A 25,219-nucleotide genomic window follows, 5' to 3' on the forward strand; every position below is an offset into this window, starting at 1 on the left:
ACGAGGTGTTCTGATACTGCTCAAGTATTTGACGGCCCTGTTTCTTTCCGATATAATAGGACTAGTTTGACTAATGAGGAGTTTTTTATGTCTGATTTTGAAAAATTGCAAGAGACTGTTTACCAACTATTAGAATTAGTTGGGGAAAATCCTGACCGTGAAGGGTTGCTTGACACACCAAAGCGAGTAGCTAAAATGTATCAGGAAGTCTTTTCTGGGCTTGGTCGAGATCCTAAGGATGAATTTACTGCTGTATTTTCGGAAGGTCATGAAGAAGTCGTTCTTGTAAAAGATATTCCATTTCATTCCATGTGTGAACATCATCTCTTACCTTTTTATGGTGTTGCTCATGTCGCCTACCTACCAAGCAATGGCAAAGTCACCGGGCTGAGCAAATTAGCCCGTGCAGTTGAAGTGGCTAGCAAACGTCCTCAACTACAAGAACGCCTTACTGCCCAAATTGCAACGGCCTTAGATGAAGCTTTGTCACCCGAGGGTGTATTTGTCATGGTTGAAGCTGAACATATGTGCATGACTATGCGAGGAATCAAAAAACCTGGTAGTAAGACTGTCACGACTGTTGCAAAAGGAATTTACAAAGAAAATGTTCATCAGAGACAGGAAATCTTGTCCATGATTCATCACGACTAATTCCCTCTTATCACTCAACACATTATGCTCACCTTAGAAAGAAGTTTATGAAGAAAAAATTAGTATTTCTCCTATTTCTGGCTCTAATCTGTATTGGAATCGAGTACGAAACAAAGACCTATACTCTAGGCGAATTATCCGGCAAAGCATACGGCATTATTGGACTGGCTGCCTTATTAGCCTTGCTTTATATCGTTCCAGCTAGCTTAATCATTTTACACGTTCAAAAAAAATGGAAGACTCCACTTGCCAGCTTAATCATCGCCTTCTTGGGCGGGCTATTCATCGCGGGATGGACTTCTGGTCTTGCCAACACTTATATCCATGACGGTGTTTCTACTTTATCTATTTCTTTTATTAATGATTTAGAAAGTGCTATCGTAGCGCCACTTGTCGAAGAGCCTCTCAAATTGATCGGTGTAGCCTTTGCTCTCTACTTAGTTCCTGTAAAAAACTTGAAGTCTATCTTACTTCTAGGAATTGTAGCGGGATTTGGTTTCCAAATCAGTGAGGACTTCTCTTATATCTTATCTGATATGTCAGAAGGCTTCTCTTTCGCTATCTCAGGAATTTTGGGACGCGTGGTTGGCTCAATCGCCTCACATTGGCTCTACACAGGCTTGACTGCTTTCGGCTTGACCTTGATGATTCGCTATCGCAAAAAGAATGCTAGCAACTTCAAAACAGGACTTATCTACTTCCTAGCGGCTTTTATCCTACATTTTATCTGGAACTCACCGTTTTCAGCTATTGAAACCGAAATACCGCTTGTAAGACCCATCCTATCTGCCCTAGCTATTTTTACCTTCTTCTTAGCCTACCAAACAGCTACGCGATTGGATAATGATCAGCCAAGTTTACATTTTTAAACACTTACATAGTTAAAAGAACTGCCCCAAGACAGAACAATCTATCTTAGAGCAGTTCTTTTTTTATAGGCCACAGACTATGAGTCTATCAAGAACTAATCTATCACTGTGAACTTGATATGAGAGTAGTCCTTTTCTAAATCCTTGCCCGTCATAAAGGCCGCAGCTTCCTTCTTTACTTTTACTAGGTCGATTCCCTGGTCTTGAGCACCAAAAACACAGCCACAATAGCACTGGCGATAAATATCATATTCCTCGCACATCTCCACGGAGCGTTTATAACCTTGATTTTTCTTAAAATCACTCGGCAAATAATGAGTCGCATAGACCTTTTGCACCTCAATACCGACACTATTAATGGTCTGAGAATTTTTATGAGGACTAATCGTCAATGCGCTTCCAAAATAATCAAAACCAAGTTCTACCGCTACCTCAGCAGTTTTATCTAAACGATAGTCATAGCAAACCTTGCAACGATCGCCTCCTTCAGGTTCATCCTCCAAACCATGAACTTTTCGGAAAAATTCCTGAGGTGCATAAGGGGCTTCTAAATACTGAACTGTGTAGCCTGTTTTCTCATTGAAGTCACTGACAAACTTTTGAGTCACATAAGCTCGTCTCTGATACTCCGCCTTAGGATGAATATTGGAGTTGGCAAAGTAAATTGTTACATCCGCATATTGACTGAGATATTCTAGGGTATAGGTCGAGCAAGGGGCACAACAAGTATGCATAAGAATGGTCGGGCGTTTCTGATCCTTTTCCCAATCCTGAACCATTTTCTGCATGACACGGTCATAGTTAATCTTCTGATTGGGATTCATCTTGCTCAAAATTTCTTCTACATCAATCATAAGCCGCTCCTTTAGTTTCTCATTCTATTTTACCATAGAAAATTGACTCAAACAATCTTGATTAAAATGATTCTAGAATAAAAAGACTGAGATTTTCATCTCAGTCCTCACTATCTTTTTGTATTACATCATGCCGCCCATCATGCTTGGATCCATGGCTGGTGCTGGACTAGCTGGCTCTGGTTGATTCGCTACTACTGCTTCGGTTGTCAAGATCAAGCTAGCAACAGAAGCCGCATTTTGCAAGGCTGAACGAGTCACCTTAACTGGGTCAATGATTCCAGCTTCAATCATGTTAACCCATTCGCCAGTTGCTGCATTGAAACCTGTACCAGCTTCAGAGTTTTTCAGACGGTCGATGACAATTGAACCTTCAAAGCCTGCATTGAAAGCGATTTGACGGACAGGCTCTTCTAAGGCACGGAGAACAATATTACGACCTGTCGCTTCATCTCCTGTTAATTCGAGACCAGCAACTGCATCTAAAACGCTAACAAAGGCTGTACCACCACCGGATACGATTCCTTCTTCTACTGCGGCACGGGTTGCATTAAGGGCATCTTCGATGCGGAGTTTCATTTCCTTGAGTTCTGTTTCTGTGGCAGCTCCAACCTTAATCACAGCTACACCACCAGACAATTTAGCCAGACGCTCTTGAAGTTTTTCCTTGTCAAATTCTGAAGTTGCACTTTCAATTTGAGATTTGATAACAGCTACACGGTTAGCAATAGCTTCAGGATTTCCAGAACCTTCTACAATTACAGTACTGTCCTTGTCAACAGTGACTTTAGATGCTTGTCCAAGTGCTTCAATGGTCGCATCCTTGAGTTCCAATCCGAGATCTTCTGTAATGACTGTTCCACCTGTCAAGATGGCAATATCTTCCAACATAGCCTTACGACGATCACCAAAGCCTGGTGCTTTGACAGCTACAACGTTGAAAGTCCCACGAATCTTGTTAAGAACAAGCGTTGGCAGAGCTTCGCCATCTACATCATCTGCAATGATCAAAAGCGGACGGTTGGTTTTCAAGATGCTTTCCAACAATGGCAGAATTTCTTGAATGTTAGAAATTTTCTTGTCTGTAATCAAAATATAAGGGTTGTCCAGATCAGCTACCATTTTTTCACTGTCTGTTACCATGTATTGAGACAGATAACCACGGTCAAACTGCATTCCTTCTACGACATCCAGCTCAGTTTCCATCCCTTTGGACTCTTCGATAGTGATAACCCCGTCGTTGCCAACTTTTTCCATAGCCTCAGAAATGTATTCACCAACTTTCTCGCTACGAGAAGAAACAGCAGCAACCTGAGCAATCGCTTCTTTGTTAGAAACTGGAATAGCAGTTTCTTTTAGAGCTTCAACAGCTGTTGCAACGGCTGCTTCGATCCCACGACGGATACCGATTGGATTGGCACCGGCAGTCACGTTTTTGATTCCTTCGCGAACGATAGCCTGCGTTAAAACAGTTGCTGTTGTTGTTCCGTCACCTGCGATATCGTTGGTTTTAGAAGCAACTTCTGAAACCAATTTAGCGCCCATGTTTTCAAAGTGGTCTTCCAATTCAATTTCTTTAGCGATGGTCACACCGTCATTGGTGATAAGGGGAGAACCAAAAGATTTTTCCAAAACAACATTGCGACCTTTAGGTCCCAAGGTTACTTTGACTGTATCCGCTAAAATATCGACCCCGCGTACCATTGCACTTCTTGCATCTGCTGAAAATTTAATGTCTTTTGCCATTTTTTATCCCTCTTTCCTAATCTTACTCAACTATTGCTAGAATATTGGCTTCGCTGACTAGAAGGTAGGTTTCTTCACCGTCTTTCACTTCTACTCCTGCGTGACTTTCAACAAGAACCTTGTCTCCAGCTTTGACAGATGGTGCTACCAATTCACCGGTCAAGGTACGAACTCCTTGGCCAACTGCTACAACTGCGGCTGTCTTAGTCGCTGCATGACTGTTACCAGCGATAACAAAACCGCCAACTTTCTCTTCTTTTTCTTCTATTTTTAGGACCACTCGGTCACCTAATGGTTTTAACATAGTATCCCTCCTGAGATTGAATTTTAGCACTCTCGTATACCGAGTGCTAATCTATAGTTATTATTTTATCACTTGGTCAAAAATAGTCAAGAAAAAAATACTATTTTTTCTTCAAAGAACTTAAAAAACTGACTAGAGAAACCAGTCAGTTTTTTTGTCTTATCCTAGGACTAGAGCATCATCATTCAGTACTTGACCACTGTTTTTATGGAAGAGATCCATGAGCTGAGCTACCGTTAGATTTTCCTTTTCTTCACCCTTCACATCCACGACAATCTTCCCATGATAGAGCATAATCAAGCGATTACCATACTCAATGGCGTGTTCCATGTTATGAGTGACCATGAGGGTTGTTAGTTTCTGCTCTTCTACTACTTTTTTCGTTAAGTTCATCACCATATCACTTGTTTTAGGATCGAGAGCTGCGGTATGTTCGTCCAGCAAGAGAACCTTAGGTCGAACTAGGGTCGCCATCGAAAGAGTCAAAGCCTGTCTTTGACCTCCAGATAAGAAATTAGCATCCGTCTTCATCCTATTTTCGAGACCTAGGCCGAGATGTTCCAGTGCACCCTTAAAGATTTGGCGTTCTTCTTCCGTAATCGAGCGTTTGAAAAAACTCCGCTTCTTCCCACGACGGTAGGCAATGGCCATGTTTTCTTCTATCGTTAAATTGGTGGCTGTCCCCATCCGCGGGTCTTGAAAAACTCGACTAATACTTTTCGATCGATCAGCTACTGAAGACTTTCTGATAGACTGGCCATCAAGCAAGATATCTCCATCGTCAATCTCTACGACACCTGCGATAGAGTTCATCAAGGTTGATTTCCCTGCTCCATTCCCACCAATTACGGAAATAAAGTCTCCCTGTTCGATTTCAAGATCCAAGCCTCGGAGAACAGGATTCTCATTGATTGTTCCTTTTTCAAAGGTCTTATGAATATTGGTTAATGTTAATAAAGGCATTAGCTGTCACCTCCTGGTGTTAAGGTTTTGTTTGCTTTAATCTGCAATTTTTGACGAATTTCTGGGACGTAAAGAATGAGAGCAAGAAGAATAGCTGAGGCTAATTTAAGCATTTGAGCATCCACATTCATAGCCAGAATAACGACTAGAACTAAACGATATAGGATGGATCCGACCACAATGGACCAGAGACGTTTTCCAAGCGGAAGGTATTTAACGATGACTTCGGCCAAGATAATCGATGCCAAGCCATTTACAATAGTTCCTGTTCCCATATTCATATCCGCGTAGCCATTATTTTGAGCTAAAAGGGAACCAGCAAGGGCAATTAATCCATTTGAAAGCATATAACCTAAAATTTTGATACGGTCAACTTTAATTCCATTGGCTGCACCCATAGTCAAATTATCTCCGGTCGCCCGCAAAGCTAAGCCAAGCTGGGTATTGAGTAGGACAATTAAAAGTAAGATAACAAAGGCAACGAAAGCAAGCCCTAATACAATGACAGAAGCAGTCTTGGATAGACTAAGTAAACTTGTCATCATAGTTACCAGGGTCTTTTGCCCAGAAAGAGAAAGATTAGAACTTCCTAGTACAAGTAAGTTAACAGAGTAAAGGGCAGTCAGGGTGATAATCCCAGTCAGAAGAGCTGGAATCTTCATCTTGGTATGTAGAAAACCAGACACTGCCCCCGCCAGCATTCCAGCAATGAAACCGCCAATGGTGGCTAGAAGAGGATTCAGGCCTTTCATAATCAAAATGGCTGTAGTTGCTGCACCAAGTGGGAAGGATCCTTCTGCAGTCAGGTCTGCAATATCTAAAATCCGGAAGGTAATGAAGACTCCAATAGCCATAATAGACCAGAGCAAACCTTGAGATAGAGCAGAGAGTACAATATCTAGAAGACCACCAGATGAATCAGACGACTTGGATTTAGAAAGAGAATTCACTTTCGGATTTGCAGTATTTTTAGTAGAAGAGCTTTTCTGAGTTGTTTTTTTCGCTTGAGCATTTGCCTGCTCCTCTTGCTCAATGGCGCTGATGTCAATCCCTAGAAGTTGAGCCATTTCTTTATTAGCGACTGCCTTCAGCGTCTCAGGATCTTCAGCTGAAATATCATCGACCTTTTCTCCATTCATAATTCGAATAGCCATTTTAGCAGTTTGGCGACCCAAAGCTTCAAAATCAGCTCCGTAGGTAAAGAGCACCCCATCATCTACCACATCAACAGAACCACCCACTACAGGCACCTTCATTTCTTTAGATAAGTCTGTCACCAAGGTAATCGCTGAAACGATGGTATTATCAGCTGGAATAAAGAGGGCTTCTGTCTGACTCATCAAGCTCTTTGTGGTATCTTGCACATCATTAGTAGAGGAAATTCCCTTGACAACCGTTTCAATACCAGCTTCTTTAAATGCTACTTCAGCCTCTTGCACTTGAATCTCTGAATTTCGTTCATTGGTCGTGTACATAATCCCAACTTTTTTCAGATTGGGCATGACTTTTTTCAGCAGTGCCACTTGTTTCTTTGCAGAAACTCGGTCACTGGTACCAGTTGCTAGACCGCCAACCTTGTCCATAGACTTCACAAGCTTTGCAGAGACAGGATCTGTAATCGCCGTAAAGAGAATAGGGGTATCAGTCGATAGATTGACTAATGATTGGGCTGCTGGTGTTGCAATCCCTAGAACCAAGTCATTCTTAGAAAGTAGACTCGTTGAAATCGTTTGGAGATTGGACTGGTCCCCTTGGGCATTCTGGTAGTCAATCTTGATATTCTTACCATCAATATACCCTTGATCTTTCAACTCATTCTCAAAGCCTTTTCGAGCAGCTGTCAGGGACTCATGCTCCACATATTGAAGAATCCCAATATGGACCTGTTTTTCCGACTTCTTTGAAGAACTGCATCCTGCTACAAGAAGTAAGGCCATCGCCAAACTAACCAAGGAAAGTAGTGTTTTTTTCATATCATGCTCCTTAATTTTTTTCAAAAACAAAAAGCCAATTAGATTTTATTCTAACTGGCTTTTAAGTGCTGATATAGATGAAATCAATCATCCACTTTAATCCAGTCAGTTAGAAAAGATATCTAATCAGCTGGATTCATCATAAAATGCTTTAGCTTCATAGATACAAACGGGGAACGTTTGTATCTATGAAGCTACAAACGTCTATCTAAAGAAACTAAAGTAAAAGTAGGTATTTAATTTAATTGTCTGTGATGACGTTTGTTTAACCATTTTATTTCTCCTTGTTTTTATTGTTTAATACTATACCCTTAATTTCAGACAATGTCAAGACTTTTTTAGAAAATTTCTGAAAATTTTTAATAATCAACCCCCGATAATCTTTTTATCAGGGGCATCTAGCTTAATATTTTATTTGAATTTTAGCTTCAAAATCATCAATGACTTTTTGAAGATTGAGTCGGCCTTTATAGATACCATAACCAAATACTAACATGGCAAGAATGCCTATCACTGCTAGGATAATTCCAACAATGAAAAGAATCATATTGGTTTGGCGGAAGAAATAAATCAGAACAAGACCGATACTCGCAATGGTAAAGAAGAGACTAAACCAACGTCCTAGATTTTCAATCATATGTTTTTGATAGTGAATTTCTGTTTCATAGCCTTGAATCAATTCTTGTTCTGTCATGATTTCTCCTTTTAATATTTCAAACCTGGATTAAAGAAGCCAAGTAATACACCAATAAATGCAACAACTACAAGAAGTAGCATCACTTTGATTGGAGATAGATTTTTCTTAGCCATTAACCACCAGCAAAAGACGATAAATAATGCAGTCAAAAGTCCTGGATAAACTCCGTCTAATTGATCTTGCAGAACCAAGAATGCTTTTCCGGATGAGTCTTTTAATTGGAAAGCTGTTTTAACAGGCACCCAAGTAGCTGCTACCGCACCAATAACCATACCACCAATGATAGATACAGATTTACGGATAGCTTGTCCTTGAGGGCCAACAAGAAATTCAACCGCTTTGTCGCCCAGTTCGTATCCTTTAAAATAGGCAAATTTCATACCGAAGTAAGCTAGCAAGTTCCAGACAACGATATAGAAGATAGCACCTAGTGGAGATCCTCCATTTGACAAACCAAGGGCTATCCCCAAGATAATCGGGATCAGGGTCCCAACAATCAGTGAGTCACCAATACCAGCAACAGGTCCCATCAAACCAGCACGAAGTCCATTGATTGTTTCATCATCCACTCCGTCAGCACCATTTGCACGCGCTTCTTCGAGCCCTGCTGTAATTCCGACAATCAAGGCACCTAGCTGAGGTTCAGTATTGAAGAAGGCTGTATAAGTATGCATTGCCTTTGCTTGATCTTCTTTTTTCGGATAAAGTTCTTCCACAATTGGTAGCATAGACGCAAGATAACCAAAAGTCTGCATGTGCTCTTGTGAGAAGCAGGTCAAGTTACCATAGTACCAATGATGGAAAGATTTTCCTAATGTTTTTTTCGTTAATTTTGCCATTTTAGATATCCTCCTCATCATCGTCATCAATCACGCCTGTACTTGCTACTGCTTGAGCTCTGACGTTTTTAGCCATTTGAATTTCATAGAATAGAACAGCGAAAATCAATGAAATGACTGCACAAGAAACTAGATTTAATCCTAGAGAAGCTGCAAGAGTAAAACCGACAAAGAAAGGAATAAAGTCGACAGCTTTTTCAACAATTTGTTTTAACAAAATAGCGATTCCGACACATGGAAGGAGTGAGCCCACTGTAAAGAGGGTTTTCATTGGAATTCCATCCAAAGGAAGGGCTGATTTCAAAGCTGTAACTGCATCTGCCCCTAATTTACACATGATTAGAGTTGGCAAGAAGGAGAAGACAATGTGTGAAATCCATGGGAAGCCCCAGTCTACTGCGTATAAACGTTTAAATTCTCCCTTTTCAACAGCTTTCCAACCAATATGTTGCCAGAGCAAGTTCATTGTTGCTGTACCATAAAATAGAACGGTACCAACTGTCCCTACCAAAGTTCCCATTGATTTAGCCAAGTTTGCTGCATCTGAAGAATCGAGGGCTAAGCCTTGTGTCGTAATAGCTACCATCGCTAGCGGAATACCGATATAAGAAACCGCACGAACGTCTGCTGAAACAGTACCACCAGGAGTAACCAGGGCAATATAAACCAATTGCATGGCAACCCCACAGACTATCCCTAGTTTAATATCCCCTAAGATAAGCCCTGAAACAAGTCCACCAACAAGCGGGCGTCCCAGAGTATAGTTACCAATTGATGTACCACCTAGACCAGGCATGGATGACAAACACGCAAACAATCCCAGCAAAGCGGCCTGTAACCAAGAAATTGTCATAATAAGCCTCCTTTAATGCTTATAGTATTATTAAAAACCAAATTTAGACTTGAAATCACTCCAGTAGCCGATGGAAACATCTGGCAACAATTGGAATTTCACCTTATAACCAGCCTTTTCAATTGCTTCAATTGCCTCTGCTTCTTCCTGAGTAATGGACTGATTGTTTCCTAGTTTCGTTGCTCCTGGGCGATCATTAGCAGGGCCGACGATAATTTCTTTAACATCAGCTGGAACAAAGCCTTGGTCTACTAAAATTTCTTTCATATCAATTGGATTCTTTGTGATTAAGAAATAGCGACTATCTGAATCCAAGACCTTTTGTGATTTTTCTTTGAAAGCTTCCTTAGTCCAAACAAAAGTTTTCTTATCTGAAGCAGCTTTATAAGCCTGTTTTAACACGGCATTCCCTGCAGCTGCATCATTGACCGCAATTAAGCCATCACAAGGATATTCCTTAGCCCAGCGAGTAACTGTCTGACCGTGGATCATGCGGTCATCAATCCGTACAAATGAAATTGTCATGATAAATCTCCTTTAAGTATTTAAATATCGTCGTCATCTTCTTCGTCACTATCGGTTGCGACTTCGAATTCTTGAAGAGCAGCTGAAGCTTCTGAAAGAATGGTCGTAGCTAGTTCTTTGCCTTCTAACATATCTTTCATCACTAGCCCTGTTAAAGCCATGGTCAGGTTTAAGCCACCTAGGACAACTGCTGTGTCTAGTTTCCCAAGTTCAGCTAAGACATTGCAGGCAGTAGTAAGAGGGCTTCCCCCAACAATATCTGCCAACACAAGAACCTGATCTTCCCCAGCTAAGCCCGCTAAAGCTTGACGAAACTCCAAGGCAAAATCGTCTACTGACTTACCTGCTTTTAGACCAACAGCAATCACTTGATCTGTCTTGTCGCCGGCAAACATTCCTAAAGAACTTTGCACCCCTTCGGCCAAGCCACCATGGCTGACCAATACAAGATATTTCATCTTCCCTGCCTCCTTATCCTTCTACTTCTTAGCCAATTCAGACTTTAAATGACGAAGGTTTCTTTATGATTTTATTTTACAGGTTGTGGAACCGGTTTCATATTGTCAAATGTCACTTTAGTTAGATGACATTTGTTAGGAAGAATATGACAATTGTCATATTGGTCTAGTCAACTTTGTTTATTCTGTGATTGAAATGCAAAAAAGAAAGCAGATTATTTTCCGCTTTCTATTTCCTTTTGAATACTAGGTAGGGCACTATCAATCTCTTGATTCTGCATCGCATTTTGAATCAGATAGTCCATCCGCTCCATCGTATGTTGATCTACTTCTAGACTGATATCAATGATAGAGCGATTCATCATGCGATCCAACCTCTCAGAAGTCAAAGAATCCAAGCCAAAATCATCTGCTTGTAGGATTTCTCTAGACTGCTGACTTTTCACTACAGATGGTAAGACCGAAGTCCCTTGAGATTTCTCAAATAGAGCCTGTTGGCTTTCTTTATCCTGCGACAACAAAAGCATAAATTCCCATGCCAGTTTTTCTTGACTGGTATTAGAAGACATGGCAAAGAGCGAGGTCTTGACCTGTGTTCCCATCACCTGATTGTTGGCTGTAGGCATCGGGATACAGGTCCAAGAAAAGCTAGAATATTTGGAAACATGATAAGGATAGGGTTTGTAGGTCCGATACTGGGCCAGACTCATAGGATAGAAGGCCACCCTTCCCTCATCAAAGTCATTAGAAGTCACCTTATAGTGCCGACTGAGCATATCTAATTTGCTCATAAAGGACAGGGCTTGGTGCATCTCTGAGCTGTCTACATTGATACCATATTTATTTGTCAGATGCCCACCATAAGCTACCAGAGCTTGCTGCCAAGTGTAATCTGTTATACCGTACTGATCCACCACACCATCGCCATTGGTGTCTTTGGTTACTTTCTTGCAAATCTCATAGAAATCCTCTAAAGTCCAGCCTGACTCAGGAATGCTAATTCCTTCTTTTTCAAGCAAGTCTTTATTGACACACATCATGATAGGATTGCTCTCAACTGGAAGAGCATAGCTGACTCCCTGATATTGCCCAGCTTCATAAGCCACCGGATAAAATGCCTTTCGCTCATCATCCCGTAAGAGGGTGTCCAAGGATTTGAGAGCGCCAGTCGAAGCCAACACGCTAAAGTCGTTTTCCGGTACCATAAAGAGATCCGGTTGCTCGCCTTTCAAGACTTGCTCTGCCAGCCAGTCGGCGTAATCATCCTTGGGAATCCCGCTTTCATAGACGACTTTGACATGAGGATGCGTCTTTTCAAATTTTTTAATCAAGCTGTCCAAGACCCTGTTTTCGCGGCTGTTAGGTACATCCCAGCTGGAGCCAGCATAGACGCCGATACGCAGGACTTTTTCCTGAGCTGAAGCCCAAAATACAAAAGCTAGGGCAACAGATATGATCAGGACAACCAGCAGGGCCAAATGTCTCAATCTCCACTTCATTTGTCGCTTTCCTTACTAAAATCTCTCTGGGTAACCCCAGTCTGAACAGCCCAGATAGCCAGCTGGGTGCGGTCACGCAAGTTGAGCTTGGCTAAGATACCTGACAGATAATTTCGGACTGTCCCTTCTGATAGAAAAAGCTTGGCAGCAATTTCTTTATTAGAAATCCCAAAGCCAATCTGCTGGATAATCTTCCACTCTGTCCGACTCATATCCTCAACATTTTCCTCAGTCACCGTGATAGCAAAGTTGGACTGGGCCATCTGTGAAAAGATTTTGAAGACCTTGGTGGCAATATTGGGATTGATCATAGCTCCGCCCCGATAGACTGTCTGAATGGCTTCGTGAAGCTCTTCTGTCGAAACCCCTTTGAGGATATAACCAGACGCACCGTATTTGAGAGCGGAGAAGATAAATTCATCGTCATCAAAGGTCGTCAGAATGATAATCTTAACATCTGGATACTGCTCCTTGACAGCCTTGGTACAGAGAACACCGTCCATGACTGGCATGCGAATATCCATCAAAATCACATCTGGGCGTACCCGATGAAGCTTTTCCAGCACTTCCTTGCCGTCTCCAACTGTCCCGACAACCTCAATATCTGCGTGGGCTGACAGGATGATTTGCAGAGACTCGCGAATCAAGGCCTGATCGTCTGCTATTAAAACCTTAATCATGTCTTCCTCCTATTTTTGGGATTTCGATATGTGTGTAGAAACCGTCCCGATTTTCAAAGTGAACGCTTCCGCCAATAATCATTAGGCGCTCCTGCATCTGCTTGAAGCCATAGCCATAGTGGAGTTCATCAAAACCAATACCATCATCCTGAATGGTCATTACATAAGCTTCTTCTTCCTCCAGTAGCTCAATACAGATGGTCTTGGCATGGCCGTGGCGGACAGAGTTGGTAATAGACTCCTGAATCACCCGAAACACAATGTCTTCCTTTGCAATATCCAAGTCAATATTATCCCATTCGTAGCGGAGATGAATCTCCAAGTTGGAGATGGCTTCATACTCGCGGATAATCTTAATCAGAGCTTCCTTCAAAGTGTTGTTTTCCAGAGCTCCCGGCCGCATTTTGTTGAGCGAGCCTCGGACATCACGGATACCGTCTCGAACAACGACTGAAACATTATTGAGTTGCTCCTTAGCTCGGTTGGTATCAATATCGACCAAGACCTTGACCGCATCAATACCCGCTGAAATTCCTGTCAGGGCATGGCCCAATGTATCATGAATTTCTCTGGCAATCCGCTTCCGCTCTCGGTCTTCTGCTATTTTTTCGGACAAGGCCAGATAAGAGTTCAACTCGCGATTGGCCTGAGAAGCCATGCGCAGCTCTTCCTCAATCCGATGACGCTCCGTAATAGCCGACAAGATATAGAAGAGCAAGGAAATCATAAAGACGACGATATTGAGGGAGTAGAGAAAGTTCTTGCCAAAAAGCAGTAACAGCCGAACAGACTCTGGGTAAAAACGAATATAGGTATCTAGAGAAGGCAGCTTGATAAAGAGCGACATGAGGTCATAGTTGGACAAGAGCAGCATGCCAAAGCTCAAAATAATGAAAGAAAACCAGTACTTCTTGTCTTTAGAAGCATTGAACTCCTTAGAACCATAGAAAATATCCGCAAACACCAAGAGAATCAAGCCATTGTAGGACGAGTGCAAGACGGAAAAGATGACCAGCATGAGCAGGATTTCAATAATAGTCGCCTTGTCATAGACGGACAGCTGATTAGGGTGGCGCTCGCGATAGTACATGACCAAGAGCAGGCAGGCATACAAGCTAATTGATACCCAAAAAATCAAGCTGGGAGAGCCCGGAATGGCATCCAAACGCTCCAAGAGCGAGTGACTGAAGCCCTTAGCCGCTACATAGTTGGTCGCAAAGAGATAGATAGAAGCATTATAGACAATGGCAACCAGATTGATGACCATCAGGGCTATTTTGCTGTAAAATATACTTTTTTGAGGTCTCATTATTGCCACCCTGTAACTGTGTATTGACTGATATTATCCCTATTAACCAGATGAACTGGAATCAGATATTGGCTGTCGTAGGATTTCCCCTCCTGCATCAGCTCAATTACCTGTGCCACCTTGCGTCCCATCTGAATGGGCGATTGGGCTACAGTCCCCTCTATATCGTTTGTTGTAGCCAAAAAGTTTTTGATATCTGGTGAGCCATCCACGCCATAAATAGAAAGCTTTCGGTTCAAGCCGTCATTTTTAATCGCCGCTAGGGCACCAATCGCTGCCCGATCATTGAGAGCCATGACCACATTAAAGTCCATTCCTTCGTCTAAGGCATTTTTTACTTGAGGCATTGCTTCTTCAGTCTGGCCAAGCGTCTCTTTTTGGGAAACAATCTTGTAACGAGGTTGATCTTTTATTGTCTCTACAAAACCTCGAATGCGGTCCATAGCAGAAACTGCATTTCGATGTTCTAAAAGAAGGATATTCGCAGCTGGCAAACGTTTCATCATATCTTTAGCAATTAAAACACCAGCTTGGTAATTATCTGAAACAATTGTCGTATCGACTGCCACTTCCTTACTGACTGGCGCATCCACTACGATGATTTTAATCCCAGCTTTCTTGGCCTTCTGAAGAGAAGAAATGATACTTGGACTATTACTCTTCACCGGATTAATCACAATAACATCTACCTTTTCTCGGACGAAAAAGTCAATCTGCTGGCTCTGCTTGCCCTCATCCAGCTCAGGGTCTCGAACATAGAGCCGACTCCCCTGCTGATTAGTTTTTTTCTCTAACTCCGCATTCAAGGTCTTGTAAAAGTCGTTATTCATGGTCATGTAGGTCACCCCAATCTTGACCTGTTTTGGATCCGGAAGAATTCCCTTAAAATACACAAAAGATAAAGCCAGTACAAGTAGAGCTAAGAGGGGCCACAAAGTATTTTTAAAATGAATATGACTTCTTTGCTTTTCTGTTTTCACTACTATTTATACCCCCAATCTATCTAGTAGGCTACACTTATATACAGAATTATTATATTACAAAGCGAGAAAAAATCAAAATCTGCTCTAAAAAGCCAACTATCCTTTCATCGCTATAATCAAAATTTTTCTATACTTCCAATCTAGTCTTCCCCACTAAAAGAGCTCCATGACCAAAATAGAATCATGGAGCTTCAGGTAACTGCGGAGCGGTTTCATTGACTGATTGCAGTATCACAAAAGACAATTATCAGTTTAGTAATTTTTAATCAAATCGACTGTTGAACGATCTAACTTCTTTACAATTGCTTGCAAGAATGCCTGAGCTTGTAAGAAGTCATCCATTGCATAGAGTGTTTGATGGGAGTGGATATAACGAGCGCAAACTCCGATAGTTGTAGATGGAACACCACCGTTTTGGAGATGGGCTGCACCAGCGTCTGTTCCACCTTTTGCACAATAGTATTGGTACTTAATACCAGCTTCTTCAGCTGTAGTTAGCAGGAAGTCTTTCATATTAGGCAGCATGAGATGACCAGGGTCGAAGAAACGAATTAGCGTTCCGTCACCAATAGCGCCTTGACCACCATATACATCACCAGCTGGAGAACAGTCTACAGCAAAGAATAGTTCGGGCTCAAATTTAGTTGTTGAGGCGTGAGCTCCACGCAAACCAACTTCTTCTTGGACGTTAGCACCAACATATAGCTCATTGCCTAAAGATTGTCCTGATAAAGCCTGAGCCAATTCACTGACCATGAGAACCCCGTAACGGTTATCCCAAGATTTGGAAATAACATTTTTACCATTAGCTGTTAAAATAGCTGAGCTATCTGGCACAATAGCATCTCCTGGACGAATTCCGAAACTTTCTGCTTCTTCCTTATTGGCAAATCCACCGTCGAAGACAATATCGCTTACTTGTGGCAGGGTTGGTGTCCCACCAGCTCTACGTAGGAAATGAGGTGGAACAGAGCCAGAAATCACTGGAATTTCCCGACCTTCTCTAGTAAACAATTTGAAGCGCTGACTGCTGACCACAAGAGGATTCCAGCCACCGATTTCAACTACACGAAAAGTACCATCTGGCTTAATCTCACTGACCAAGAAACCAACTTCATCCATATGAGAGGCCACTAAAACTCGAGGCGCATCTGCTAGGCTCGAATGCTTGATACCAAAGAGGCCACCCAAGCCATCCGTCACCATTTCATCCACATGCGGAGTCATTTTCTCCCGCAAATAAGTCCTTACAGGACCTTCATGAGCTGAGATTGCAGAAATCTCAGTTACTTCTTTGATTTTTGAAAATAAGTCTGTCATATTTACCTTCTTTCTGCCCCCTATTTTATCACTTTTTGGGAAAGATAGGTAGCAAAAGCCTAACTCTCTACAGGAGAAATATCCAAGTAAAAAATTTTCAATCAAGTCCTCTCGCCTGTCAATTTCTCCTTTTCTATCTTGGCCATTGTTCCCCCTTCTTTTTTGTGTTAAAATATTGTCATGAAAGCTAAAAAAATCATTTTAACAACAGCTGCTCTTCTTGGAGCAGGAAGTCTTGCCTTGGGCGCGCGAAAAGTCGTCAAAGAACAACAGCTAGCCAAAAAGAGAGAAGAGATTATTCACCTGGTCCGTAGCTTCTTTGCTAGTCAAGGACAGATTGCCACTGTCTATGTGCAACTCTATGAGTCCAGCGAAGATAAACTGGTTGGTGGAGTAGTCCTTGAAGATGACCGCCACTTTACCTTTGTCTACGAAAACGGCCAGCTAACTTATGAGGAAAAATGATGATTATTCCTGAAAATATAGAAGAATTGGCAACTTACGTTCAGTCAGAGGGGAGGACTGTCTTCTTTTTCACAGCAGACTGGTGTGGAGACTGTCGTTTCATCCAGCCCTCCCTACCAGAGATTGAGGCAGGGAATCCAAATTTCACCTTCATCCAAGTAGACCGCGATGCCTATATCGATCTTGCTAAACGCTGGGATGTCTATGGGATTCCTAGTTTGGTTGTACTGGAAAAGGGACACGAAATAGGTCGGTTGGTCAATCGCAATCGAAAAACCAAATCTGAAATCAATGATTTTTTAGCGTCATTAAACTAATCAAATGGAGAAAAGAATGATTTTTACTTATAACAAAGAATTTGTTGGCGATGTTTTGATGGTGATTGTTGCCAACAACGAAGATGCAAAACTTTCTGTTGAACGCAAAGGAAATGTTGCTCGTATTTTCCGACAAGATACAGCCGAAACCGTCGCTTGGAACATTTTCCAAGTATCTGATATTGTAGACATCCAACAAAGTGGTCAAATCTTCCTTACTGATGAAGAGGTTGCCTTGCTCAACCAAGAGTTGGCTAAAGAAGGCTTCTCTGAAACTCTGATCAATGATCTCCAACCGAAATTTGTCGTCGGAGAAATCGTCGAAATGATTGCTCATCCAGATAGTGACCATCTCAACATCTGTCAAGTACAGGTCGCAGCAGATAAGACTCTTCAAATCGTAGCCGGTGCCCCCAATGCTCGAGTAGGTCTCAAAACTATCGTTGCCCTTCCTGGCGCTATGATGCCTAAGGGAAACCTTATCTTTCCTGGTGAACTACGGGGTGAGAAAAGTTATGGTATGATGTGCAGTCCACGTGAATTGCAATTACCAAACGCTCCTCAAAAACGTGGCATTATCGAATTAGCCGACTCTGAAGTCGTCGGAACTGCGTTTGATCCAGCAAAACATTGGCAAGGGTAAAAAAATCGTGATTTTCACGATTTTTTTCTTTCTCTTACGAATAAATAAGTAGGAGGAAATTATATGTACAATAAAGTCATTATTATCGGTCGTTTGACGGCCACACCAGAATTGCACAAAACTAGCAATGAAAAATCTGTCACACGCGCAACAATTGCTGTTAACCGTCGTTTTAAGGACCAAAATGGTGAACGTGAAGCAGACTTTATCAATATCGTCCTTTGGGGCAAATTGGCTGAGACTCTAGCAAGTTATGCCAGCAAAGGAAGCTTGATCTCTCTGGACGGCGAACTACGGACCCGTCGTTATGAAAAAGACGGTGTGACTCACTATGTCACAGAAGTCCTTGGACATGGTTTCCAGCTTCTTGAAAGTCGTGCCCAGCGGGCTATTCGTGAAAATAATTCTGGAGCCGATTTGGCTGACCTAGTCTTGGAAGAAGAGGAACTTCCTTTCTAAAACTCCCACTTTTCCTTTCTTTTCTATTAAGAACCTTGGCTGAATAGCCTTGGTTTTTTTATTGTTCTATTTTGATAATTTCTTCTTCTGATTGCTTGTTTTTATTTATCTTCAAATACTACTTTTGCTCCCCAAAATGTCTCTTTTTTGTTATAATGCTTAGCAGAGGTAAAAATGAAAATGAAAAAAATTGCTTTTGATTCTGAACAATACTTAAACCTGCAGCGCGACCATATCTTGGAGCGCATTAATCAATTTGAGGGCAAATTGTACATGGAATTCGGTGGTAAAATGCTGGAAGACTTCCATGCTGCCCGTGTCCTGCCAGGCTATGAGCCGGACAATAAAATCAGACTGCTCAAAGAGCTCAAGGACCAAGTGGAGATTGTCATTGCTATCAACGCCAACAACATTGAGCACTCTAAGGCACGTGGTGATTTGGGCATTTCCTATGACCAGGAAGTGCTACGACTAATCGATACCTTTAACGAGCTGGATATTTATGTAGGCTCAGTGGTCATCACCCAGTATTCCGGTCAGCCGGCGGCGGACCTCTTCCGCAGCCAGCTGGAAAAGAATGGTATCGCCTCCTACATCCACTACCCAATCAAGGGCTATCCGACCGATATGGACCATATTATCTCTCCTGAAGGTATGGGGAAAAACGACTACATCAAAACCAGCCGTAATCTAGTCGTAGTGACCGCACCTGGTCCTGGTTCTGGTAAATTAGCAACTTGCTTGTCCAATATGTATCATGACCAAATCAATGGCATCAAGTCAGGCTACGCCAAGTTTGAAACCTTCCCCGTTTGGAATCTGCCCCTGCACCATCCAGTCAATTTAGCTTATGAGGCAGCGACAGCAGACTTGGACGATGTCAACATGATCGATCCTTTCCACTTGCAAACCTACGGCGAAACCACTGTCAACTACAACCGTGATATCGAAATTTTCCCAGTCCTCAAGCGTATGCTGGAGCGCATCCTAGGCAAATCACCTTATGCTTCTCCAACGGACATGGGCGTCAACATGGTCGGCTTTGCTATTGTAGATAATGATGCAGCTATCGAGGCATCTCAGCAGGAAATCATCCGTCGCTACTACCAGACTATTCTGGATTTCAAGGCGGAGCGCGTTTCTGAATCTGCTATCAAGAAAATCGAACTCTTGATGAACGACTTGGGCATCACACCGCTGGACCGTAAGGTAACAGTTATAGCACGCGATAAGGCTGAAAGCACTGGCGAGCCAGCTCTGGCCTTGGAATTGCCAAACGGTGAAATAGTAACTGGTAAAACCTCTGAACTCTTTGGCCCTACGGCTGCTGTATTGATTAATGCTATTAAGAAATTAGCCAATATTGCCAAAGAGACTAAGCTGATCGAGCCTGAGTATGTCAAGCCAATCCAAGGCTTAAAAATCAACCATCTGGGCAGCCGCAATCCTCGCCTCCACTCAAACGAAATCTTGATGGCTCTGGCAATCACAGCCATGGAAAATCAAGATGCAGCAAATGCTATGCAGCAACTCGGTAATCTCAAAGGTAGCGAGGCCCACTCCACTGTCACTCTGACTGATGAAGACAAAAACGTCCTGCGCAAACTAGGCATCCATGTGACCATGGACCCCGTTTACCAGTATGATCGACTTTATAGAAAATAAAAACAAGCTCTGTTAAAAGCTTGTTTAGAAAGCTGGCGTCGCCAGCTTTTTTCTTAATAACGCTTGGACAGGATAAAACGCAAGAGATAGTAAAGTCCCAAAACCAGAATAATGGTCACGGTCAGAAACTGATTGAGACTTAAGATGATTGGGAAAATCATGGACAGGACACTCAAGCATGCTGCCAGCAGCAAAAGAATATTAAAAAGTAGAGTGCGAGTCTTTTCGTCAATCATGCGATTGCGCTCATCAGTCACCTGAATGTAGAGCTTCTCAAAATTTTCCTCCCGTCTTAGGGCAAGATTATACCGAATAGTCATCAAAGAAAGCCCCAGCAGTATGCCGACCATGACTCCTTCCTGCTTATCATCCAGAGAATGAAAGTGGCTCCAGGCCAATCCTACCAAGATGATAAAAGTTAAGATACGTCCCACGATAACTTTCCTTTGAAGTTTTTTCCGAAATTCTTGTTTAGTTAATGTTTCCATGTCGGCCTCCTATTTTTCATACGCTTGAAAAATTTTCAACATCACCACAATCAGGAACATTCCCACAAAAGGCAGGATTTCCTTAGGGATAAAATCGAACTGTAAATGAAGAAAGATTAAGACAAGGACTACTAAAAAACCTAGTCCCCATTTGAGCATATAAGTCCATTTCATGATTCATCCTCCTCAAAGAGAAACACTTCTTCAATCCTTAAATTGAAAAAGGATGCAATTTTATGAGCCAAAAGGAGCGAAGCATTGTAGCGGCCCTTTTCCAAAGAAATAATTGTTTGTCTAGTTACTTCTAACTTCTCAGCCAGTTCTTCCTGGCTGAGCTTTTTTCTTTTTCGTAATTCTTGAATTCGATTTTCCAAGGTTGCCTCCTTTTCACGATGTAAAGCAAACTTCACTTTTCAAGTATAGTATAGTCTCCTTTACATCTTTTGTCAAGAAGAAAACGGCAAAAAAAGAGGCTGGGACAAAAGTCCTAGCCTCTCAATTGTCTTTGGATTGTCGAGCAAGACGCAGTGGTTGAGTGGGCTCTACTACGCTGATTCCATCAGCTTTTACAGCCCTACTCAACTGTGCGGAGGTGGGACGACGAAATCGAATTCTAACGAATTACCGATTTCTGTCCCACTCTCTTTTATCATCTTTATTGATTTCCTTTTTATTTGTCTTTTAAAGCTACAGTCAACTCGACACAGGCTCCTCCTTGGTCTGGATTGAGCAGGGTCAGACGACCACCGTGCAAGAGAGCTACCTGCTTAGAAAAGGCTAAGCCGATGCCATGATGGGGATTAGCTGAATTACGGCTTTGGTCACTCTTGTAAAAGAGCTGTTCCGCTCCTAGCAGCATCTCCTCTGAAAATACAGGGCCATTGTTCCAGATAGCAAAAACCAACTGGTCCTGTTGTAATGATACCGTCAGCTTCACTTCTTTTTGGTCTTGGTCAGCATGTTCAAGTGCATTTAGTAAGATATTGAGCAAAGCACGTTTGAGATAGTCCAAATGAATAGACAAACTTAAGCTAGGATCACAATCTTCTTGGAGAGAAAAACGATGGCTTTCTTGTTTGCTAAACAGTGCCCAATCGTCCTGTAGAGAAGCCAAAAAGCTCCCTAAGGAAAGCCGACTGAACTGATTAGAATCAATCTGAAAAGTCTTAGCGTAATCAATCAAAGAGCCGCAATACTCTTCCATCTTGTGACTGGCCTGCAAAATCTCAGCAGCATAGTCTGCCTGTGGCTGGCCCAACTGCGCCAATTCTAAGAGCTCAGCATTCCCCTTAATCACAGTTAGGGGCGTTTTCAAATCGTGCGATGTCGCTGATAGCTGTAAAATCAACTCCTGATTATGCTGCTGCTCTCTTTCTAGAAGACGAGCATTTTCTTGATGGCTGCTCCGTAAATCGCTATAAACTTCTAGCATTTCCTCAATCCGAAAAAGTTGACTTTGATTTTCTTCTAAAAGCTTCTCGCTCTTTAGCATTTTTATTTCCCTGTCGATTTTTCGGAGCAATTTCAAAATATGATAAAAAGTAATCAGCAGCAAGCTCCCTGCCCAAAAGAACAAGGTGAAAAGAACGTGATTACTTCCTTGCGTAAATTCATAGCCTATAAGCACAAAAATCAAAACATGGAAAAAGACGATTTTTAAACTGGTTGTCCAGACTAGGCTTTTGAAATTTCGGGTTCTAATTGCCATCTATAGCCTACTCCTCTCACTGTTGCGATTGCTTGCAGCCCTTCTTGTTTGCATTTTTGACGAATCTGGTATACGTACTCTGAGATGGAGCGAAGCTGTGTTTCTGAGCTTTCTGGGTAAAGCAAGGTATGCAGGCGTTCAGCTGAAAAGATCTGCTTGGAATTGCTAGCAAGTAAATGCAGTAACTTAAACTCTCGCTCTGAAAATTTCAAGACTTTACCAAAACAGGCAACTTCATAGCGCTCTGGATAAAATTGACAAGAAGCAATTTCAGAATATCGCTCCTCCCGCCTTTCCTCCCGCCGAAGATGAGCTCTGACACGCGCCAGCAATTCTTTGGTCCCAAAAGGTTTGACAATATAGTCATCTGCCCCACGAAAGAGCCCTTCCACCTTGTCCGCCTCCAACTCCTTAGCCGTCAAAAATATGATGGGACACGAAAGATGAGGACGAATGTAGGAGCACAGCTCAAAACCATTAACAGGCTCCATCATCACATCTAGCAGAATCAAATCATATCCTACAAAATCCGTCAGCTCTAGCTCTTCTATCCGATCAAGCGTCGTCACATCATAAGCATCGAGCTCTAGGACGTTTTTCACCAGCTTTAAAATGCTCCGGTCGTCATCAACCACCAAAATACAATACTGTCTCATGATTTCCATTATAGCATACCTCTAGCGAACATCTCGTTTCAAGGTTAAGAATATAGCAGAGCCCCAAACCAAAGCTAACCATATCATCTGTACTCCCAGCCCTGATAGATCTATTGAATGCTGAAGCCCTTCATACTCAAAAAGATTTAGGGTAGCCAGATCGGGCAGGTATTTTGCTTCTTTGATGAAGGTTGCTAATAAACGGCTGAGACCAATCAAGAGAGGAAAGAGCACCGATACCGGCACAATCCAAGATTGAAATAGCAAAGCGAGGCCGGCAGCCAAAAGAGCCAGAAAAAGATTGCTGAGAAGACCAAAAAGGCTGTAATAAAGGAATTTCCCTAGTAAGGACCAGCTAAAGTCTAGGTCAAACCGAGCTAACATAACAAAGAAACAGCTGCTTATAATGATACTATAGAGAACCAAGAGCAACAAGCTCAAAAATAAGATTTTCACAGCCAACCAAACTTTTCTATTTGATACAGCTAAAAAATTCGTTCGCATCCCTGACTTGACAAACTCTTGCGCAAAATAGAGCGAAGTGAAGATAACGACAACAGGCTGTGCCAGATAGAGAGCATGCAAAGCCTCACTCAGAGCCTTTGCCTGGCCAACTGCTGTCTGACTGTAGTCAAGATTCATCAGAAAAAATGGAACAGCTACTAGAGCTACCAAGGCTGCACCAAGAGCGAGATAGTAAGAACGAAACTTAATCCATTCACTTTTAAGCAGAGCTATTATCATCAGTAGCGTCCTCCTAAATCCGTCTTCAAAAAGCGCAGAGAGGCCATGCCGCCGATGATTAGCAACCATACGCTTAGTATCAAGAGTCCTTGCAAGGGATTATTGGCATATTGAGAAGTCGGCGTTGCAACAAATAACTCTCCTGCTGGCTGTGGCAAATAAGCTCCCCAACTCGTGTGGGTAGCTAGGTAGTTTCCCAGATTATAGATCTGGGGCACAAGAAAGAGTAAGGGAAGCAACATCGTCCGCCCAAGCAACCCCAATAAAAAGGACAGGAGACCTAGCAATGCAGTAGCTAGTGCCTTCCATAAAAGATGACTCCAGGCAGCTTGATTAAGTAAAATTGGATGTAGCCCTTCTTTTCCTAAAGCCAAGTGCATGACAATATAGCTCAAATAAATGGATAATAAGCTAATGATGAGTGAAAACAAACCAAAGGTCAATATTTTCCCCACAAGTAGCTTCAGGCGGTTATTACAGGCCAATAGACTGGTTCGCAAGCTATGAGACTGAAATTCCATTGCTCCCAAAATTCCAGCTAAGATGACTAAAACCATACCACCCATTGAAGCGCCATTAAGACCTAGATATTCCAGCGGATCAATAGCTTCTGCCAGACCGGGAACCGTCTCAGGGGTCGCATCTAAACCGATAGACAGATACTGGCGTCCCTCTAGCCATGACACAACAGGTACCAATAACAGCATAAAGACCACACTTACCCTGAAAGCCTTGGTTGATTGGATTTTCAACCACTCTGAATGCAATAAGGACATCGTCTCTTTCATCTTAAACCTCCTCTGTTAAGTCGAAGAAGAGCTCTTCTAAACTATCTGTTCCTTGTAATACATCTTCTAGCGTTCCCTGTTCGATAATTTGCCCATGATGAATCAAGACTACATCGTCTGTTACCATTTGTACCTCGGACAGGATATGAGAGGATAGAAGGACTGTTTTCCCTAAATCAGCCTGCTTGCGAATAAACCTTCTAAACCACTTAATTCCACTTGGATCCAAGCCATTGGTCGGCTCATCTAATATTAGAAACTGAGGATCACCTAGTAAAGCTACTGCCAACCCCAGGCGTTGCCCCTCTCCTAGAGACAAGCTTGATAAGAAATCCTTTTTCTTATGAGCGATCCCAGTCATCTCCAATACCTCATCAATCCGAAACTTTGGAATGGCATTACTTGCAGCAATAATATGCAGATGGTCGTAAACCTTTCTATTTGGCAGACCGCCAATACCGTCAAAAGCTGCACCTACTGTTTTGAGAGGATAAATCATTGACTGATAGGTTTGTCCATCAAAAGTCGCAGTTCCTGCTGTCGCCCGATCTAAGCCCAAGAGAATCCTCAAGGTCGAGCTTTTTCCTGCACCATTATGTCCTAGAAAAGCCGTAATGCGACCACTCCTAGCTGTAAAAGAGATATCCTTTAAAATTTGCTTGTCTCCATATTTTTTAGAAACACGATCAATTTTTACAATATGTTCCATATTGAACTCCTTTTCTTTATTTGACCTTATTTTACAATGGCAAGTTCAGAAGAA

General features: G+C 42.3%; 30 protein-coding genes. 7 read left to right on the forward strand and 23 right to left on the reverse strand.

Translation table 11 applies throughout. From position 1 onward, the window contains the following. The first annotated feature begins 87 nt into the window (after positions 1 to 87). Together folE and PCY09_RS07935 are read left to right on the forward strand one after the other, a co-directional pair. A complete protein-coding gene (folE, locus tag PCY09_RS07930; RefSeq protein ID WP_045634139.1) occupies positions 88 to 651 on the forward strand; it encodes a GTP cyclohydrolase I FolE in 564 nt (187 codons plus the stop codon). 47 nt (positions 652 to 698) lie between these two features. Further along, entirely contained in the window at positions 699 to 1,520 is an 822-nt protein-coding gene (locus PCY09_RS07935) for a PrsW family glutamic-type intramembrane protease (RefSeq protein ID WP_045773435.1), read from the forward strand. Positions 1,521 to 1,615: 95 nt separating this feature from the next. Here the strand turns inward: PCY09_RS07935 and PCY09_RS07940 are convergent, their stop codons facing one another. From PCY09_RS07940 to pepA, 15 genes are all read right to left on the reverse strand, one after another. Then, a complete protein-coding gene (locus PCY09_RS07940) occupies positions 1,616 to 2,374 on the reverse strand; it encodes an epoxyqueuosine reductase QueH (RefSeq protein WP_045634141.1) in 759 nt (252 codons plus the stop codon). 123 nt (positions 2,375 to 2,497) lie between these two features. Further along, positions 2,498 to 4,120, reverse strand: a complete 1,623-nt coding sequence (gene groL, locus PCY09_RS07945) for a chaperonin GroEL (protein ID WP_045634142.1) — start codon at positions 4,118 to 4,120, stop codon at positions 2,498 to 2,500. Between the two features lie 22 nt (positions 4,121 to 4,142). Continuing rightward, positions 4,143 to 4,424, reverse strand: a complete 282-nt coding sequence (groES, locus tag PCY09_RS07950; RefSeq protein ID WP_045504448.1) for a co-chaperone GroES — start codon at positions 4,422 to 4,424, stop codon at positions 4,143 to 4,145. Positions 4,425 to 4,583: 159 nt separating this feature from the next. Continuing rightward, a complete protein-coding gene (locus tag PCY09_RS07955; protein ID WP_008810030.1) occupies positions 4,584 to 5,387 on the reverse strand; it encodes an ABC transporter ATP-binding protein in 804 nt (267 codons plus the stop codon). Then, positions 5,387 to 7,360, reverse strand: coding sequence for an ABC transporter substrate binding protein (locus tag PCY09_RS07960; RefSeq protein WP_125397395.1), 1,974 nt, complete (start codon positions 7,358 to 7,360; stop codon positions 5,387 to 5,389). The genes PCY09_RS07955 and PCY09_RS07960 overlap by 1 nt, the downstream gene beginning before the upstream one ends. 403 nt (positions 7,361 to 7,763) lie before the next feature. Continuing rightward, positions 7,764 to 8,054 (reverse strand): hypothetical protein, encoded by a 291-nt coding sequence (locus tag PCY09_RS07965; RefSeq protein ID WP_012130909.1) that lies wholly within the window; start codon positions 8,052 to 8,054, stop codon positions 7,764 to 7,766. A gap of 11 nt (positions 8,055 to 8,065) precedes the next feature. Beyond that, entirely contained in the window at positions 8,066 to 8,896 is an 831-nt protein-coding gene (locus PCY09_RS07970; RefSeq protein WP_048777245.1) for a PTS system mannose/fructose/sorbose family transporter subunit IID, read from the reverse strand. A gap of 1 nt (position 8,897) precedes the next feature. After that, positions 8,898 to 9,749 (reverse strand): PTS sugar transporter subunit IIC, encoded by an 852-nt coding sequence (locus PCY09_RS07975; RefSeq protein WP_008810034.1) that lies wholly within the window; start codon positions 9,747 to 9,749, stop codon positions 8,898 to 8,900. A gap of 30 nt (positions 9,750 to 9,779) precedes the next feature. Continuing rightward, positions 9,780 to 10,274: a PTS sugar transporter subunit IIB gene (locus tag PCY09_RS07980; protein WP_008810035.1), complete on the reverse strand. Its 495-nt coding sequence runs from the start codon at positions 10,272 to 10,274 to the stop codon at positions 9,780 to 9,782. A 20-nt stretch (positions 10,275 to 10,294) separates the two neighbouring features. Continuing rightward, on the reverse strand, positions 10,295 to 10,732 hold the full coding sequence (locus PCY09_RS07985) for a PTS sugar transporter subunit IIA (RefSeq protein WP_060970982.1): 438 nt from the start codon (positions 10,730 to 10,732) through the stop codon (positions 10,295 to 10,297). 215 nt (positions 10,733 to 10,947) lie between these two features. Beyond that, complete coding sequence (locus tag PCY09_RS07990; RefSeq protein WP_061601777.1) at positions 10,948 to 12,231, reverse strand: ABC transporter substrate-binding protein; 1,284 nt, start codon at positions 12,229 to 12,231, stop codon at positions 10,948 to 10,950. Then, positions 12,228 to 12,911 (reverse strand): response regulator transcription factor, encoded by a 684-nt coding sequence (locus tag PCY09_RS07995; RefSeq protein ID WP_012130913.1) that lies wholly within the window; start codon positions 12,909 to 12,911, stop codon positions 12,228 to 12,230. Before PCY09_RS07995 ends, PCY09_RS07990 begins: the two co-directional genes overlap by 4 nt. After that, positions 12,904 to 14,220: a sensor histidine kinase gene (locus PCY09_RS08000; RefSeq protein WP_301556704.1), complete on the reverse strand. Its 1,317-nt coding sequence runs from the start codon at positions 14,218 to 14,220 to the stop codon at positions 12,904 to 12,906. Before PCY09_RS08000 ends, PCY09_RS07995 begins: the two co-directional genes overlap by 8 nt. Beyond that, a complete protein-coding gene (locus PCY09_RS08005; protein WP_227250395.1) occupies positions 14,220 to 15,173 on the reverse strand; it encodes a substrate-binding domain-containing protein in 954 nt (317 codons plus the stop codon). The genes PCY09_RS08000 and PCY09_RS08005 overlap by 1 nt, the downstream gene beginning before the upstream one ends. 282 nt (positions 15,174 to 15,455) lie before the next feature. After that, positions 15,456 to 16,523, reverse strand: a complete 1,068-nt coding sequence (pepA, locus tag PCY09_RS08010; protein WP_125397393.1) for a glutamyl aminopeptidase — start codon at positions 16,521 to 16,523, stop codon at positions 15,456 to 15,458. 180 nt (positions 16,524 to 16,703) lie between these two features. On the opposite strand from pepA, the gene PCY09_RS08015 reads away from it, so the two are divergent. From PCY09_RS08015 to PCY09_RS08035, 5 genes are all read left to right on the forward strand, one after another. After that, the gene (locus tag PCY09_RS08015) at positions 16,704 to 16,988 is read left to right on the forward strand and encodes a DUF4651 domain-containing protein (RefSeq protein ID WP_125397392.1); all 285 of its coding nucleotides are present in this window, start codon (positions 16,704 to 16,706) and stop codon (positions 16,986 to 16,988) included. Then, positions 16,988 to 17,305, forward strand: coding sequence for a thioredoxin family protein (locus PCY09_RS08020; RefSeq protein WP_046164718.1), 318 nt, complete (start codon positions 16,988 to 16,990; stop codon positions 17,303 to 17,305). The genes PCY09_RS08015 and PCY09_RS08020 overlap by 1 nt, the downstream gene beginning before the upstream one ends. 16 nt (positions 17,306 to 17,321) lie before the next feature. Continuing rightward, positions 17,322 to 17,948, forward strand: coding sequence for a YtpR family tRNA-binding protein (gene ytpR, locus PCY09_RS08025; RefSeq protein ID WP_125397391.1), 627 nt, complete (start codon positions 17,322 to 17,324; stop codon positions 17,946 to 17,948). Positions 17,949 to 18,011: 63 nt separating this feature from the next. Beyond that, the gene (locus tag PCY09_RS08030) at positions 18,012 to 18,407 is read left to right on the forward strand and encodes a single-stranded DNA-binding protein (RefSeq protein ID WP_046164720.1); all 396 of its coding nucleotides are present in this window, start codon (positions 18,012 to 18,014) and stop codon (positions 18,405 to 18,407) included. A 180-nt stretch (positions 18,408 to 18,587) separates the two neighbouring features. Next, positions 18,588 to 20,072, forward strand: a complete 1,485-nt coding sequence (locus PCY09_RS08035) for a DUF1846 domain-containing protein (protein WP_125397399.1) — start codon at positions 18,588 to 18,590, stop codon at positions 20,070 to 20,072. Positions 20,073 to 20,125: 53 nt separating this feature from the next. Here PCY09_RS08035 and PCY09_RS08040 read toward each other — a convergent pair whose 3' ends face one another. From PCY09_RS08040 to PCY09_RS08075, 8 genes are all read right to left on the reverse strand, one after another. Further along, positions 20,126 to 20,560, reverse strand: a complete 435-nt coding sequence (locus tag PCY09_RS08040) for a hypothetical protein (RefSeq protein WP_125397390.1) — start codon at positions 20,558 to 20,560, stop codon at positions 20,126 to 20,128. A gap of 9 nt (positions 20,561 to 20,569) precedes the next feature. Further along, positions 20,570 to 20,734: a hypothetical protein gene (locus PCY09_RS08045; protein ID WP_185759708.1), complete on the reverse strand. Its 165-nt coding sequence runs from the start codon at positions 20,732 to 20,734 to the stop codon at positions 20,570 to 20,572. Beyond that, positions 20,731 to 20,934 carry a helix-turn-helix transcriptional regulator gene (locus PCY09_RS08050; protein WP_002896748.1) on the reverse strand — a complete coding sequence of 68 codons (204 nt, stop codon included), beginning with the start codon at positions 20,932 to 20,934 and terminating at the stop codon, positions 20,731 to 20,733. Before PCY09_RS08050 ends, PCY09_RS08045 begins: the two co-directional genes overlap by 4 nt. Before the next feature lie 296 nt (positions 20,935 to 21,230). Further along, positions 21,231 to 22,268, reverse strand: coding sequence for a sensor histidine kinase KdpD (locus tag PCY09_RS08055; RefSeq protein ID WP_125397389.1), 1,038 nt, complete (start codon positions 22,266 to 22,268; stop codon positions 21,231 to 21,233). Further along, complete coding sequence (locus tag PCY09_RS08060) at positions 22,235 to 22,933, reverse strand: response regulator transcription factor (RefSeq protein WP_125397388.1); 699 nt, start codon at positions 22,931 to 22,933, stop codon at positions 22,235 to 22,237. The genes PCY09_RS08055 and PCY09_RS08060 overlap by 34 nt, the downstream gene beginning before the upstream one ends. A 12-nt stretch (positions 22,934 to 22,945) precedes the next feature. Next, positions 22,946 to 23,668, reverse strand: coding sequence for a lantibiotic ABC transporter permease (locus PCY09_RS08065; RefSeq protein WP_125397387.1), 723 nt, complete (start codon positions 23,666 to 23,668; stop codon positions 22,946 to 22,948). Further along, on the reverse strand, positions 23,668 to 24,456 hold the full coding sequence (locus tag PCY09_RS08070) for a lantibiotic ABC transporter permease (protein ID WP_125397386.1): 789 nt from the start codon (positions 24,454 to 24,456) through the stop codon (positions 23,668 to 23,670). The genes PCY09_RS08065 and PCY09_RS08070 overlap by 1 nt, the downstream gene beginning before the upstream one ends. 1 nt (position 24,457) lies before the next feature. Next, entirely contained in the window at positions 24,458 to 25,165 is a 708-nt protein-coding gene (locus PCY09_RS08075) for an ABC transporter ATP-binding protein (protein ID WP_125397385.1), read from the reverse strand. Positions 25,166 to 25,219: the final 54 nt, after the last annotated feature.

Source organism: Streptococcus sp. SG2, assembly GCF_030439925.1.
Taxonomy (GTDB): Bacteria; Bacillota; Bacilli; order Lactobacillales; family Streptococcaceae; genus Streptococcus; species Streptococcus gordonii.